Source organism: Amycolatopsis vastitatis (genome assembly GCF_002234595.1).
GTDB classification, from domain to species: domain Bacteria; phylum Actinomycetota; class Actinomycetes; order Mycobacteriales; family Pseudonocardiaceae; genus Amycolatopsis; species Amycolatopsis vastitatis.
The window spans coordinates 1-16,183 of sequence record NZ_NMUL01000023.1 but is presented as its reverse complement, the minus strand read 5'-3'; the positions used below and the strand labels follow the sequence as shown (position 1 = coordinate 16,183).

The 16,183-nt window shown below is 71.6% G+C and carries 6 protein-coding genes; all 6 read left to right on the top strand.

Annotated elements, in window-relative coordinates:
• Positions 1–3: 3 nt before the first annotated feature.
• The 6 genes from CF165_RS22840 to CF165_RS22815 all read left to right on the top strand — a co-directional run bounded on the left by CF165_RS22840 (position 4) and on the right by CF165_RS22815 (position 16,172).
• Positions 4–7,119: a non-ribosomal peptide synthetase gene (locus CF165_RS22840; RefSeq protein WP_093949598.1), complete on the top strand. Its 7,116-nt coding sequence runs from the start codon at positions 4–6 to the stop codon at positions 7,117–7,119.
• Positions 7,116–7,904 carry an ABC transporter permease gene (locus CF165_RS22835; protein WP_093949597.1) on the top strand — a complete coding sequence of 263 codons (789 nt, stop codon included), beginning with the start codon at positions 7,116–7,118 and terminating at the stop codon, positions 7,902–7,904. The genes CF165_RS22840 and CF165_RS22835 overlap by 4 nt, the downstream gene beginning before the upstream one ends.
• A gap of 34 nt (positions 7,905–7,938) precedes the next feature.
• Complete coding sequence (locus CF165_RS22830) at positions 7,939–8,160, top strand: MbtH family protein (protein ID WP_093949596.1); 222 nt, start codon at positions 7,939–7,941, stop codon at positions 8,158–8,160.
• A complete protein-coding gene (locus tag CF165_RS22825) occupies positions 8,147–9,397 on the top strand; it encodes a cytochrome P450 (RefSeq protein WP_093949595.1) in 1,251 nt (416 codons plus the stop codon). The genes CF165_RS22830 and CF165_RS22825 overlap by 14 nt, the downstream gene beginning before the upstream one ends.
• Positions 9,394–10,347: an ATP-binding cassette domain-containing protein gene (locus tag CF165_RS22820; protein WP_093949594.1), complete on the top strand. Its 954-nt coding sequence runs from the start codon at positions 9,394–9,396 to the stop codon at positions 10,345–10,347. The genes CF165_RS22825 and CF165_RS22820 overlap by 4 nt, the downstream gene beginning before the upstream one ends.
• Before the next feature lie 161 nt (positions 10,348–10,508).
• Positions 10,509–16,172 (top strand): type I polyketide synthase, encoded by a 5,664-nt coding sequence (locus tag CF165_RS22815; protein WP_205660944.1) that lies wholly within the window; start codon positions 10,509–10,511, stop codon positions 16,170–16,172.
• The last annotated feature ends 11 nt before the right edge of the window (positions 16,173–16,183 follow it).

Sequence of the window (16,183 nt, the reverse complement as noted above, 5' to 3'; positions counted from 1 at the left end):
GGGATGAAACGTAGCCGGATCGACGACATTCTGCCGCTGTCCCCCCTGCAGAAGGGGCTGTTGTTCCACTCCGAGTTCGATCGGGACGCCGAGGACGTCTACATCATCCAGGTGGTCGCCCACCTCGAAGGCCCGCTGGACGCCGAGGCGCTCCGGACCGCGGCGGCCGCTCTCTTCGAGCGGCACGCGTCACTGCGCGCCTGCTTCCGCTACCCCAAGTCCGGCCGGCCGTTGCAGGTCGTTCCGAAGACGGTGACGGTGCCGTGGGAGGAGGTGGACCTGACGGGACTGCCGGAGTCCGAGAGCGACGCCGAGACGGCCCGTATCCGTGCCGCGGACCGGGTCCGGCGCTTCGACCTCGCTCGTCCACCGCTGCTGCGCTTCACGCTGGTCCGCCTGGCCGGGCAACGGTTCCAGCTGGTGTGGACGGTCCACCACCTGGTGCTCGACGGGTGGTCCATGCCGGTGCTGGTGAGCGAGCTGTTCACCCTCTACGAGAACGGCTCCGACCCCACCGTCCTGCCGCCGGTCACGCCCTACCGGGATTATCTCGCCTGGCTGGCCGAGCAGGACGAGACCGCCGCGCGGGAGGCGTGGCGGGCCATGCTCGACGGCGTCGAGGAACCGACCCGGCTCACCGCCGTGGAGCCCGGTCGTACCCCGGTCCTCCCCGAGCTGGTCGTCCGCGAGCTGCCCGAAACCGCCACCGCCAGGCTGAGGAGCTGGGCGCGCGAGCACGGCCTGACCGTGAACACCGTGGTCCAAGGCGCCTGGGCGATCCTGCTAGGCAGGCTGACCGGCCGCAGGGACGTCGTGTTCGGCGCGGTCTCGTCCGGCCGTCCGGCTGCCCTGCCCGGAGTGGAGCGGATGGTCGGGCTGTTCGTCAACACCCTGCCGGTGCGGGTCGATCTCGACCCGAAACTGTCCGTTGTGGACATCTTGACCACGCTGCAGACCCAGCAGGCGACGATGCTGCCCCACCTGCACGTGAGTCTCGCCGACGTGCAGAACGACATTCCCGGACTGGCCGGCACGGGCGAACTGTTCGACACCGCGATCATGTTCGAGAACTTCCCCAGCAGCGGCGAAAACGACGTGATGGGGGACATCCGGATCACGCGCGTCGACTCGCACGACCCGCAGCACTACCCGTTGAGCCTGGTGATCGACACCGGCGAGCGGCTGTGCGTCCACTACGCCTACGCCCCGGACCTGCTGACCCGGGAGCAGACCGAGGTGATCGCGGACCGGTTCGCCCGGCTGCTCGACACCATCGTGAGCGGTGACCGCCGGCTCGCCGCCCTCGACGTGCTGAGCGACCGGGAACGTCGCCGGCTGCTCGTCGAGTGGAACGACACGGACCGGCCGGACCGGTACGAGGGCGTGGTGGACCGGGTCGGACGCTGCGCGGTGAAGCGCCCGAACGCCGTCGCGGTGACCGACGCCACCGGATCGGTCAGCTACGCCGTGCTGCTCCGCCGGGCGAGCGCGCTGGCCCGGCGGGTGGACGGCCTGGTCGCCATCCTCGCCGATCCCGGAATCGGCTTCGTCACGGCGGTGCTGGGCACCCTCGCCGCGGGCGGCGCCTACCTCCCGCTGGACGTCGACGCTCCGAAGGCACGGTTGGCGGCGTTGCTGGCCGGCAGCGGGGCCGGCCACCTGGTGACCGACGCCGCACACGCCGCCCTCGCGGCCGAACTCGCCGACGGTGTCCCGGTCGTCGTCCTCGACGGCGCCGAGGACGTGCCCGCCACGCCGCGTGGCCGGCTGGACGACCTGGCTTACGTGATCTTCACTTCGGGCTCGACCGGCAAACCCAAGGGTGCGATGGTGCACCGGCGTGGCATGGTCAACCACCTCCTGGCGAAGATCGAGGATCTCGGACTGTCCGAAGGGGACACCGTGGTGCAGAACGCGCCGGTGACCTTCGACGTGTCCGTGTGGCAGATGCTCGCGCCGCTGATGGTCGGCGGAAGTGTCCGGGTGGTGAGCCGGGACCAGGCGGCGGATCCCGAGGTGCTGTTCGGCCTGGTGGCCGCGGAGCAGGTGGCCGTCCTCGAAGTGGTGCCCTCGTTGCTGCGCACCGCCGTCGAGTCGTGGGACTCGGGCGCCGACCGCCCGGACCTCAACGCGCTGCGCTGGCTGGTGGTCACCGGCGAGGCGCTGCCCCCGGACCTCTGCGCCGGCTGGCTGCGGCACATCCCGGGCATTCCGCTGGTCAACGCGTACGGCCCGACCGAGTGCTCCGACGACGTCACCCACGCGTTCATCACCGACGTCCCCCGCCGCACGCCGATCGGCGCCGCGATCCGCAACACCAAGCTGTACGTCCTCGGCGACGAACTGCGGCCGGTTCCGGTGGGGGTGCCCGGCGAGCTGTACGTCGGCGGCACCGGCGTCGGTCGCGGGTATCTCGACGATCCGCGCCAGACGGCCGCGACCTTCGTGGCGGACCCGTTCGACGGCGGGCGGATGTACCGGACCGGCGACCGGGTGGTCCGGCGCGCGGACGGGCAGCTGGAGTTCTTGGAACGCCGCGACCAGCAGGTGAAGATCCGGGGGCACCGGATCGAGCTGGGCGAGATCGAAAGCGCGCTGCGCACCCACCCCGACGTGTCCGACGCCGCCGTCGTGGTGTGGGAGGAACCGCCCGGCGAGAAGCGGCTGGTGGCGTACGTGACCGGCGCGGACCCGTCGGTCCGCGATCATCTCGCGGCCCGGCTGCCGGCTTATCTGATCCCGTCCGCCATCGTGGCTCTCGACGCCCTTCCCTTGACACCCAACGGAAAGCTCGACCGCAGAGCCTTACCGGCGCCGGCCTGGGGCGAGCGGGCAGCGCAGGCTGCCCGCACACCGGTCGAGGACATCCTGTGCGGCATCATGGCCGACGTGCTCGGGCTACCCGAGGTCGGGGTGCACGAGGACTTCTTCGAACTGGGCGGGCATTCGCTGTCCGCGACCGTGGTGGCCAGCCGGGTCCGGTCCGCACTGGGCCGGGAGCTGTCGGTGCGCGGGCTGTTCGAGGCGCGGACCGCCGCGCGGCTGGCCGGCCGGCTGACCGGGGCCGGGGAAGCCCGGCCCGCGCTGGGCCGGCGGGTCCGTCCCGACGTGCTGTCGCTGTCGTTCGCCCAGCAGCGCATGTGGTTCCTCAACCGCCTGGACGGCTCGACCGGCCGGTACAACATGCCGACCGCGCTGCGCCTGTCCGGCGAGCTGGACCGGGATGCCCTGCGCGGCGCCCTCGCCGACGTGTGCGATCGGCACGAGTCCTTGCGCACGGTGTACCCGGACACCGGCGGGCATCCGTATCAAGAGATCCTGGACACGCGGGCCGAGCTGGTGGCCGAGACCATCGAACCGGACCGGCTCGCCGAAGCACTGGACGCCGAGCTGAACCGCGGTTTCGACCTGGCCAGGGAGATTCCGTTGCGGGCCAAGCTCTTCGCGCTCTCCCCGGACGAGCACGTCCTGGTGCTGGTCATGCACCACATCGCCGGTGACGGACAGTCGATGGACGTGCTCCTCACCGACCTCGCGCAGGCCTGCGAACTGCGCCGCGACGGCAAGGGCGGCCTGCCGGAACCGGCCGTCCAGTACGCCGATTACACGCTCTGGCAACGAGAACTGCTCGGCACGGCGGACGACCCGGACAGTGTGCTCAGCCGTCAGCTCGCGTTCTGGACGCGTGAGCTGGCCGACCTGCCGGAGGAGCTGGCGCTGCCGACCGACCGGCCGCGTCGCGGTCTGACCACCTTCGCCGGCGGCATGGTGCCCTTCGAGGTCTCCGCGGAACTGCACCGGGGACTGACCACGCTCGCCCGCCAGGCCGGCGCGACGGTCTTCATGGTGGTGCAGGCGGCGCTGGCCACCCTGCTGACCAAGCTCGGGGCGGGCACCGACATCCCGATCGGCACGCCGATCGCCGGACGCACCGACGAGGCGCTCGAGGAGCTGATCGGGTTCTTCGTGAACACCCTGGTACTGCGGACCGACACCGCGGGCGACCCGACCTTCGCCTCGCTGGTTCGCCGGGTGCGGGAGACCAGCCTGGCGGCCTACGCCCACCAAGACCTGCCGTTCGAGCAGGTGGTCGACGCGCTCAACCCGAGCCGCTCGCTGACCAGGGCCCCGCTGTTCCAGGTCATGCTCACCTTCCAGAACACCGAGGACGCCCGGTTCGAGGTGCCCGGCCTCGACGTCCGGGAGGAGCTCTTCCTGTCCAGCACGGCGAAGTTCGACCTCACCTTCCTGATGTCGGAACAAGCCGCCGGGGGCATCCGGGGGCTCCTGGAGTACAGCGCCGAACTCTTCGACCGGGAAACCGCGGAGCGGATCGTCACCCGGTTCCTCCGGGTCCTCGACAGCGTGGTGACCGAGCCCGCCCGGCCCTTGAGCCGGATCGACGTCCTGGACGACATCGAACGCCGTCAGGTCCTCCAGGAGTGGAACGACACCGCACGGCCCGGCGACTACGAGGGGATAGTCGAACGGACGTGCCGGCTGGCCGCTGCCAACCCGGACGCCGTCGCGGTGGTCGACGCCACCGGATCGATCAGCTATGCCACGTTGGTCCGCCGCGCCACGGCGCTGGCCGGTCGATTGAACGGATTGGTCGCGGTGCTCGCGGAGCCGGGCATCGGCTTCGTCACGGCGGTCCTGGGCGCGCTGGCCGCCGGCGGCGCGTTCGTGCCGCTCGACGTGAATGCGCCGGTGGCGCGCATCGCGGCGTTGTTCGCCGACAGCGGTGCCGAGTGGCTCGTGGTCGACGAGGCGCATCGTGAGCTGGCCGAACAGCTTGGCGCACCTCGGGTTCTCGTGCTCTCCGACGGCGAACAGACGCCCGCGGAGCCGCGTGGCCGTGCGGACGACCTGGCCTATGTGATCTTCACTTCGGGCTCGACCGGGAAGCCCAAGGGTGCGATGGTGCACCGCAGCGGCATGGTCAACCATCTCCTGGCGAAGATCGAGGATCTCGGACTGTCCGAAAAGGACAGCGTGGTGCAGAACGCGCCGGTGACCTTCGACGTGTCGGTGTGGCAGATGCTCGCACCGTTGATGGTCGGTGGCACCGTGCGGGCGGTGGGCCGCGAGGTCGCCGCCGATCCGGGCGCGTTGTTCGGCCTGGTGGACACGGAGGGGCTGACTGTCCTCGAGGTCGTGCCGTCGTTGCTGCGCGTGGCGCTGAACCGCTGGGACGTCGGCGCGCCGGTGCCCAGCCTGGCGTCACTGCGCTGGCTCGTGGTGACCGGCGAGGCCCTGCCCCCCGACCTGTGCAGCCGGTGGCACCGGCATTTCCCCGGCATCCCCATCGTGAACGCCTACGGCCCGACCGAGTGCTCCGACGACGTCACGCACGCGTTCATCGGCAAGGACGACGCTTCTTTTCGGGGGTTCCGGGTGGCGAAGCCCCCGGCCCGGGGCGAAGCCCCCGATGTCACAGCCGGGGACGTCCGGGTGCCGATCGGCCGGGCCGTGCGCAACACCCGCCTCTACGTGCTCGGCGACGATCTACGTCCGGTTCCGGTCGGTGTGCCCGGTGAGCTGTACGTCGCCGGCAGCGGGGTCGGACGCGGCTATCTGAACGACCCCGGCCGCACCGCCGTGACGTTCGTGGCCGACCCGTTCGCCGGCGGCCGGATGTACCGCACCGGCGACCGGGTGACCTACCGGCGGGACGGGCAGCTGGAGTTCGTCGAACGGCGGGACACCCAGGTGAAGATCCGCGGCCACCGGATCGAGCTCGGCGAGATCGAGAGCCTGCTGCGCGCCCATCCGGACGTGAGTGACGCCGTGGTGGTGGTCCGCGAGGACACGCAGGGCGACAAGCGCCTCGTCGCCTACCTCGTCGGTGACGACACCGCGGTCCGCCAACACCTCGCGGACCGGTTGCCGGTCTACCTGGTGCCGTCCGCGTTCATCCGCCTCGACGCACTTCCGCTGACCGCCAACGGAAAGGTCGACCGCAAGGCGCTGCCGGCACCCGGAGTCACCAGGTCGGCCGGACGCGAGCCGAGGACGATGGCCGAGCAGATCCTCTGCGACGCGGTCGCGGACGAGCTCGGCCTGGAGCGCGTCGGCGCCGACGACAGCTTCTTCGAACTCGGCGGCAACAGCCTGCAGTCGGTCGCGCTCACCGAGCGAGCCGCCGCGGCCGGACTGCGGCTCACGGTCATGGACGTGTTCGCGCACCGGACCATCGAGGATCTCGCCCGGATCGCCGAAAGCCGGGAAACCGCGACGGACGGCCAGGTCGCCCGGCTCGACGTGCGCGCCTGGGTGTCCGAGGCCGCCGAGCGGGAAGTGGACCCGCTCGCACCGGTGCTGCCGATCAGGACGACCGGCGACCAGCCACCGCTGTTCTGCATCCACAGTGGACTCGGGCTGGGCCTGTCCTACTTCGGCTTCGCCGGCCACATCGGCTCCGACCGCCCGATCTACGCGCTGCAGGCACCGAACATCAGCACCACGCTCCCGCTTCCGGGCACCATGGAGGCCGTCGCCGCCAACTACGTCGCCGAGATCAGGAAGGTGCAGCCGGAAGGTCCGTACCACCTGCTCGGCTGGTCCTACGGCGGGGTCGCGGCGCACGAGATCGCGGTGCAGTTGCAGGAGGCGGGTGAGGAGGTGGCGTTCCTGGCCAATCTCGACGGCTACCCGTTCGTCGCCGGGCGCGACCAGGACATCCTGGACGACCAGGAGCTGATCATCCACTTCCTCGGCCACGCGGGATTCGACCGCGCGGAGTTCGCCGGACGGCGTCTCACCCCGGCGGACGTGGTGAGCGTGCTGCGGCGGGGCAACAGCCCGCTGGCCGTGTTCGACGCCCAGAGCATGGCGAACGTCCTCGCCGTGATGCACAACCACGCCGTGCACCTGCAGGCCTTCAGGCCACGGTACTTCGCCGGCCGGATGCTCCTGTTCGTGGCCGTTCCCGGTCTCACCGACGGGGAAGCGGAGCCGTGGGCGCGGCAGTGGCGCCCGCACGTCGATGCGGTGGACGCACGGACACTGGTCTGCGGGCACGAGTTCATGATGCATCCCGGACCGCAGTCCCTCATCGGTGCCGTGGTCGCCGAAGAGCTTCGCCGGGTGACCGAGGCAAGAGGAGTGTCCACATGAGAACCGCGCTGTCCGAGGTCGCCGCGTTGGCCGGGCGACGGTTGATGCACCTGCGCAGCGCGCCGGGCCGGCTGGTCGGCATGACGTTCAACTCGCTGATCACGATCCTCGCGGTCGGGTACCTGTTCGCCGGGTCGATCAAGGTGCCCGGCGGCGGGAGCTACCAGGAGTACCTGATGGCGGGCGCCGCGGCGCAGATCGGCCTGGCCGGCATCGCCCCCACCGCCATCGGCGTCTCCGTGGACCTGCAGCGCGGCCTGACCGACCGGTTCCGCTCGCTGCCGATCACCCGTGGATCGGTGCTGGTCGGGCACAGCCTCGGCGACCTGGTGGTCGGGCTCGTCGCGCTGGTCGTCGTCTCCGTGGTGGCGGCGCTGGCCGGCTGGCGCGTCCACACCGGGCTCCTGCCGGTACTGGGCGGGTTCGCCCTGCTGGCGATGTTCATCTACGTGATGATCTGGATCGGTGTGCTGCTCGGCATGACGCTGCGCAACGTCGAGTCGATCGATTCGCTGGGCGGGATCGTCGTGATCGTGTTCTCGTTCCTGTCCAACGCTTTTCTGTCCACCGAGACGCTGCCGCCCTGGATCCGTCCGTTCGCGGAGTGGAACCCGGTGAGTTCGGTGACCAACGCCTGCCGCCGGTTGTGGGGAAACCCGATGATCACGGACAGCGGTTTCCCGGGGCGCAACCCGGTCGTCGTGGTGGTCGTGTCGTTCGTCCTGCTGCTGATCGTGGGCACCGTGCTGAGCTTCCGGCGTTACCGCGTCGCCGCCGCGGCCTGACCTGCCCTGTACACCGAGAAATGGAGTGATTGCCGTGTCCAACCCGTTCGACGACCAGAGCGGTACCTTCTACGTCCTGGTGAACGACGAGGGCCAGTACTGCCTCTGGCCGACGTTCGCCGAAGTGCCCGCGGGGTGGACCGTCGCGCTGGCCGAAGGCCCGCGAGACGCGGCGCTGGAGTACGTCGAGACCCACTGGACCGACATGCGCCCCCGCAGCCTGCGTGAAGCGGTGGACGGTCATGCGAAGTCCTGAGTGGAAAGTCGGTGAGCCTGGGCTGGATCTGGCCGCGCCCGGCTTCTACGGTTCGGGCGACCACTGGGACGTCTGGCGGCAGGCCCGCGCGGCACATCCCGTGGCCTGGCACGAATCCGGCCGGGTCGGCGGTTTCTGGTCGGTGACCACCCACGCGCTGGGAAGCCGGGTCATCAAGCGCACCAAGGAGTTCGTCTCGACCCAGGGGATGCGGCTCGGTGGCAATCCGGCCTCGGTCCGCTCCGCCGTGCACAAGATGATGGTCGTCGCCGACGGTGCCGATCACCGGCGGATCCGTGCGGTCCACGCACCGTGGTTCACCGGCAGGGCGGTCACCACCATGCGGTCCGAACTGGAGAAGCGGCTCTCCGCGCACGTCGACGCCCTGGTCGAACGAAACACCTCGTTCGACGCCGTACGGGAGCTCACCGCCCGGTTCCCGACCTGGGTGCTCTGCCAGATGATGGGCGTGCCGCCGGAGGAATGGGCCAAGCTGGCCACCCTCACCGACACGGCGTTCGACGACTCGGACCAGAGCGAGGCCGCCGCGGCGGCTCGCGGTACGGCACACGCCGAGATCTTCCTGTACTTCGCCGATCTGATGGAGCGCCGCCGGTACGCGCCCGGCAACGACGTCGTCTCCACGCTGGTCCACACCGAGGTCGACGGGCAGCGCTTGTCCACCAAGGAGATCCTGCTCAACTGCGACGGGCTGATGAACGGCGGACTGGAAACCACCCCGCACGCCGCCGCCGGCGCGATCCTCGCCTTCGCCTCGTACCCCGATGTGTGGCAACGGGTACGCAAGGATCCGGACCTGATCGATGGCACGGTCGAGGAGATCCTGCGCTGGACGTCGCCGCCGATGCACGCCATGCGTACCGCCGTGGCGGATGTCGACCTCGGTGACGCGCGGGTGCGCGAGGGCGACCAAGTCGTGGTGTGGCTGCCGTCGTGCAACCGCGACGAGACGGTGTTCGAGCACCCCGACGAGTTCATCGTGGATCGCCGTCCGAACCCGCACATCTGTTTCGGTGGTGGCCCGCACTACTGCATCGGCGCCCCGCTGGCCCGCGTGGAACTGCGCTGCTTCATCGAGGTGATGGCACCGCGGATCGCGGCCTTCCACGTGAGCGGCGACGTCGTCCGGAAACAGTCCAGCTTCCTCAACGGCCTCGACCGGCTCGAGATCACGATGGAGCCCGATACCCGCGTGCCGGCCGAGGAGCAGCGTTGAGCAACGCCATCGAGGTCGAGGGGCTCAAGAAGCGCTACCACGGACACGAGGCGCTCCGGGGGGTCGACCTCTGCGTGCAGGCCGGCAGCGTGCTGGGACTGCTGGGGCCCAACGGGGCGGGCAAGACCACGATCGTCCGGATCCTGGCCACCCTCCTGGAACCGGACGAGGGCCACGCGAAGGTCGCCGGGTTCGACGTTCTGCGCGAAGCGCACCGAGTGCGCGGCCGGATCGGGCTGGCCGGTCAGTACGCCGCCGTCGACGAACTGCTCACCGGACGGCAGAACCTGCTCCTGCTGGGCAGGTTGCTGCACCTCGGCCGGAAACGCGTCCACGCTCGTGCGGCCGAGCTGCTGGACCGGTTCGGTCTCACGGATGCCGCCGACCGCTCCCTGTCCACCTACTCCGGGGGCATGCGCCGCCGCCTCGACCTCGCCGCGTGCCTGATCGCGTCGCCGTCGGTGCTGTTCCTCGACGAGCCGACCACCGGGCTCGACCCGGCGAGCCGCCGGTCGCTGTGGGCGATGGTCCGTGAGCTGGTGTCCGACGGCGTCACGGTCCTGCTGACCACCCAGTACCTGGACGAGGCCGACCACCTGGCCGATCGGATCGTCGTGGTCGCCGAGGGCCGGGTGGTCGCCGAAGGCAGCCCGGACCAGCTGAAGCGCAAAGTGGGGGAGGAATGGCTGGAAGTCTCGGTCGCGCTGCCGTCGGAACTGGGAACGGCGGTCGCGGCGCTGTCGGCGGTCGGCCAGACCCGGGTGGACGAGCACCGGGCCACCATCGCGCTGCAGGTCGGCGACGGTATCGGCGGGATCGCCCGTGCCGCCGCCGCCCTCAGCGAGGTGAGTGTGGACGTGGCCGACTTCGCCCTGCGCCGGCCCACTCTCGACGACGTCTTCCTCAGCCTCACCGGTCACCCTCCCGGTTCGGCGCCGCGGGGTGGCTGACGTCAGCCGGCTGTCAGCGGCCGGTAATCGAGTTTCGTTAAACTCCGGGATCGCGAAAAAAGTGTCTGTTGTCGTTTCCGAATCGGCCGGAACGGCCGGGAACCAGTTTACCCAAGGCGTGGCGAAATAGGAGCGTGACTGGGGTGCGTGAACCATCTCCGGTGGCCGTTGTCGGTATGGCGGGCCGGTTTCCGCAGGCGCCCGACCTGGACGCGTTCTGGCGGCTGCTGGAGTCGCGCACGGACGCCATCACCGCGGTTCCCGCCGGCCGGTGGGACCCGGCCGAGTACGGTGTCCAGGCGGTCGGCGGGTTCATCGACGACGTGGACCTCTTCGACGCTGGGTTCTTCGGGATCAGCCCCCGCGAAGCCGAGGTGGTCGACCCGCAGCAGCGGCTGTTGCTCGAATCGGTGTGGCGGGCGCTGGAAGACGCCGGCCAACCCGCGGCCGGCCTGCGCGGGAGCCGGACCGCGGTCTACGTCGGTGCGGAGTGGCACGACTACGAGCTGCTGCGCAAGGACACCGGCCAGCCGGCCACCCAGCACAGCCTCGTCGGGAGCTCCATGGACGTGGGGCCGGCGCGGGTGTCCTACCTCCTCGGGCTGACCGGGCCGAGCATGACGGTGGAATGCGGGTGTTCGTCGTCGCTGGTGGCGGTGCACCAGGCGTGCATGGCGTTGCGGTGCGGGGACATCGACGGCGCCCTCGTGGGCGGCGCCAGCCTGATGTTCACGCCCGAGGTGACGGTGGGCCTGACCCGGTTCGGCGGCCTGTCACCCACCGGCCGGTGCCGGGCGTTCGGCGCGGGAGCGGACGGTTTCGTCCGCGGCGAAGGTGTCGCGGCCGTCTACCTGAAGACGCTGGACCGCGCGATCGCCGACGGGGACCGGGTCCGTGCGGTCATCGTGGCGAGTGCGGTCAACAACGACGGCGGCGGCGACAGCCTCGTCACGCCGAACCCCTCGGCCCAGCAGGACTTGCTCCGCCGAGCCTACCGCGACCTCGGTCACGTCAATCTGTCCTATGTGGAGGCACACGGCACCGGAACCCGGCGCGGCGACCTGTCCGAGGCTTCGGCCATCGGCGAGGTCCTCGGTCGCGCGGACGGCCTGCCGATCGGCTCGGTCAAGACCAACATCGGCCACCTGGAGCCCGCGGCCGGCCTCGCCGGCCTGATCAAGGCCGTGCTCTCGCTGGAGCACGGGTCCGTGCCACCCTCACTGCACGCCGACCAGCCGAACCCGGAGATCGACTTCGCCCGCCTCGGCATTCGCGTCGCCACCGACGCCGTCCCGCTGGCCGAGGACGCCCATGTCGGCGTCAACTCCTTCGGCTGGGGTGGTACCAACGCGCACGTCGTGCTCACCGCGCTCGCCGACAGCCCCAGCGCCGCCGACGTGACGACGGCCGGGCCGTACGTGCTGCCGGTGAGCGCGTACGACCCGGCCGCCCTCGCCGAGCGCCTCGAGGGTGTGCGGGACACGATCGCACACGGCGCGGACGGCCGTCAGGTGGCCGCGACGCTGGCCCACCACCGCGACCACTTCCCGCTGCGGCAGCCCGTCGTGGTCGACGGCGATCCCCTCGCCGCCATCGACGCCATCGCCGGCGAGCCCCGGCGCGCGCGGACGCCGGGCAAGACCGCGTTCGTGTTCCCCGGGCAAGGGGCCCAGTGGGTCGGGATGGGCCGTGACCTCCACGGCGCCGACCCGGCGTTCACCGAGTCCTTCGACCGGTGCGCCGACGCTCTCGGGTGGACGGTGGACGAGGTCTTCGACGGGCCGCTGGGCGGGGTCGACCGGGTGCAGCCCGCGTTGTGGGCGATGCTGGTTTCGCTGGCGGCCGCCTGGGAACGGGCAGGCGTGCGGCCGGACGTCGTCATCGGGCACAGCCAGGGAGAGATCGCCGCGGCGACGGTGGCCGGCGTGCTGTCGGTGGCCGACGGCGCCAGGGTGGTGTCGCGGCGCGCCGAGATCCTGCGCGCGGCGGCCGGTGGCGGCCGGATGCTCGCGGTCGACCTCGGCTGGGAGGAACTCGGGACGGTGCTGGCCGGGTTCGAGGAGACCGTGACACCCGCCGTGCACAACGGTCCTCGCTCCTGCGTGCTGTCCGGCGACGTGGACTCGGTGGTGCTGCTGAAGGAAATCCTCGAGGCCGACGACGTGTTCTGCCGGCTCGTCGACGTCGACTACGCCTCGCACAGCCCGCTGATGGACCCGATCCTGCCGGACATCCGGCAGGCTCTGGCCGGCATCACGCCGGGTCGTGGCCGCGTGCCGTTCCTGTCCACGATGGACGTTTCGCTGCGGCACGACCTCGACGCCGGCTACTGGGCGAGCAACCTGCGTCACCCCGTGCGGTTCGCGGACGCCGTGGACGCGGCCGTCGCCGACGGCGTGACCCACCTGGTGGAGATCAGCCCGCACCCGGGATTGGGTGCCGCGCTCACCCAGCTCGCCGAGCGGTACGACGAGCCGCCCGCCGTGCTGGCCAGCCTGCGTCGCGGTCACGGCAGCAACGCGGATCTGACCCGGGCGTTCGCCGAGGCGTACGCGTCCGGCCTGCCCGCTGTCGGGCCGCGTCCCGCGCAGCGTCCGGCGGGCACCCCCTTGCCGTACCCCTGGCAGCGCAAGCGTTACTGGATCGGTCCGGATCGACGCCGCGGCACCGCGGGCGACGGCGTCACCACGCTGTCCCTCGCCACGCACCCCTGGCTCGCCGATCACAAGGTGCACGGCACGGTGGTCTACCCGGCGGGCGGCTACCTCACGCTGCTCCGGGCCGGGGTGGACCGGGTGCCGTTGCGCGACGTGGAGTTTTCGGCCGCGCTCACGCTGGGCGAAGACGATGTCCAGCTCACGACGGTGCGCCGTCCGAACGGCCAGGTCAGCGTGAGCACGCAGGTCGAGGGCCGCCCGGTCACCCATGCCACCGCCCGGACGTCTGTCCCCGCCGCGCTCGGCACAGTTCCCGAGCTCGCCCCGGGTGCGCCGGTGGACTTCTACGCCCGGTGTGCCGAGCGGCACCACGAATACGGCCCCGCGTTCCGCTGGGTCGCCGAGGTCACCGCCGGCGACACGCACGCGGTCGGCACTCTGCGGTACCCCGGCAGCGGTCCCGTCGGTGAGAGCGCCGCGTTCTGGGACGGCGTTCTCCAGGTGGCACTGGCCGTGCTGCCCGGTGCCGACGCCGTGGTCCCGGTGTCGGCGCGGTCGGTCCACCTGGCCGACGTGCCCACCGAGCCGCTGGTCCACGCCCGCCGTACCGCCGACGGCGAGGTGGACCTGCTGATCTGCCGCCCCGACGGCACGCCGGTCGGGCACGTCGACGGGCTCCGGTTCTCGTACCTGCCCGCGAGCGTCCCCGAGGACCGCCTGCTGCGCTGGGTGTTCGACCCCGAGCCGCGCACGGCCACCCCGGCCAAGCCGCCGTTCACCCTGGCGGGCGCGGATGCGGGCCTCGACGCGGCCGGTGCGGGCGATCCGGTCACCGTGTTCGTCGCGCCGGGCGATGGCGGACTTTCCGACCTGCTCGACACCATCCGCGAAGCCGTCTCCGGCTCCTCGGCGTTCGTGCTTCTCACCCGCAACGCCAGGCCCGCCCCCGACGGCTCGCCAGTCGATCCCCACGCCGCCCTGTACGTGGGCATGGCGACCGTCCTGCAGTCGGAGTACCCGCACCTGCGGACCCGCCTGATCGACGTCGACGCCGTCACACCGGCCACGGTCGCCGAGTTGTCCGATGTGGACGGTCCGGACGTGGTGGTGCTGCGCGGCGAGCGGCGATGGGTCGGCCGGCGGTGTCGTGGTGGCGACCCGGCTGCGACGCCGAAGCTGCGCGAGCGCGGCTACCGGCTGGCCGTCCGCCGGCCCGGCCGGGTGGACACCGTCACCCGGCTGGCCACCTGGCCACGCGAGCTCGGTCCCGGCGAAGTGCGGATTCGCGTGGACGCCGCGTCGCTGAACTTCCTCGACGCCATGAAAGCCCTGGGCGTCTACCCGGACCCGGTCGACCGGGACCTGCTCGGCCTCGACTGCGCGGGCGAGGTCGTCGCCTCGAACGCCGCCGGCGTCGAGGTCGGCACCCCCGTCATCGCGTGCGTCGCCGGCGCGATGGCCGACGAGGTCGTCGTCGACGCCCGGCTGACCGCGCCGATCCCCCCGGCGCTGACCGCGGCCCAGGCCGCCGCGCTGCCGATGGCGCTGGCCACCGCCTGGTACGCGCTGAGGTGGGTCGCCCGCGTCCGGCCTGGGGAGACGGTGCTGATCCACTCCGCCACCGGTGGCGTCGGGCTCGCCGCGCTCGCGGTCGCCCGCGACGCGGGTGCGACCGTGCTGGCCACCGCGGGTACCGAGGCCAAGCGCGCTCACCTGCGTGAGCTGGGCGTCGAGCACGTCTTCGATTCACGCACGACCGACTGGGCCGACGAGGTCCGGGCGGCCACCGGTGGACGCGGGGTCGACGTCGTGCTGAACTCGCTGACCGGTGCGGCGATCCCGCTCGGCCTGGACGTGCTGGCCGACGACGGCCGGTTCGTCGAGCTGGGCAAGCGGGACATCTACGCCGACATGCCGATCGACCTCGGCGCCTTCCGCAAGGCCGTGTCGTTCACCGCGGTGGACATCGTGGGCCTGCTGCGCCGCTCGCCCGACCGGTTCGCCGGCCTGCTGGCCGAGGCGTGGCCCCATGCCCCCGTTCTGCCGGTCACCGAAGTGCCGTTCGCCCGGGCGGCGGACGCCCTGCGGATGCTCGCCAACGGCGACCACATCGGCAAGATCGTGCTCACCCACCCGTGCGACGGCGAGCCCGTCGCCCCGGATCCCTTGCCGCGGGGCCGCTTCCGCGCCGATGCCACGTACTTGATCACCGGCGGTGCCGGCGCGCTCGGCCGCTCCCTCGCGGAGCATCTGCTCACGCACGGCGCGGAGCACGTGGCGCTGCTGGGCAGGAGCGCGGCCGAACCCCCGCCCGGCGCGCGCTACTGGCGCGCCGACGTCGCCGACGAGCGACGCATGACCGAGGTCCTGGCCGACGTCCGCGCCACCATGCCCCCGCTGGCGGGGGTGTTCCACGCGGCCGGCGTCCTCGACGACGCCACCCTGCCGAACATCACCGCCGACAGCCTGGCCACGGTCCTGCGCGCCAAAGTGGACGGTTCGCTGGTCCTGGACCGCCTCACCCGCTCCGACCCGTTGGACGCGTTCGTGCTGTTCTCCTCAGTGGCCGCGTACGCGGGGCTGCCGGGCCAAGGCGCCTACGCCGCCGCCAACGCCTTCCTGGACGCCCTCGCCGAACGCCGCGTCCGCGAGGGACTGCCCGCGCTGAGCGTGCAGTGGGGGCCGGTGTCCGAAGTGGGCCTCGCCGTCGGCAACATCGGCCGCCTGGCCGACCGGGGTCTCGCGCCGCTGCAGGTCGACGAGCTGTGGCACGCGCTCACCGGCTTCCTCGCCGAGGAGACCGTGGTCGGCTACGCCGATCTGGATGTCCGCCGCCTGCTGGAGATGTACCCGGCGGCGGCTGCCCAGACCAGCTGGCAGTCCCTCACCGACACCACCGGCCGGACCGCCAGGGCGGTCGGCCCCGACGACATCGCCGTCGTGGTCCGCACGGACGTGGGCGCTGTCCTGCGCATCGACCCCGACGGTCTCGACCCGGCCACCCCGCTGAAGACCCTCGGGCTGGACTCCCTGATGTCGCTGGAGCTGCGCAACCGGCTGGAGGCCTCCCTCGGCCTGCGGCTCAGCCCGACCCTGCTGTGGAAACACGGCAACGTGACCCGCCTCATCGCGGCCCTGACCGATCTGGCCGTGGCCGGTCGTGAGTGAGAAACAGTGGG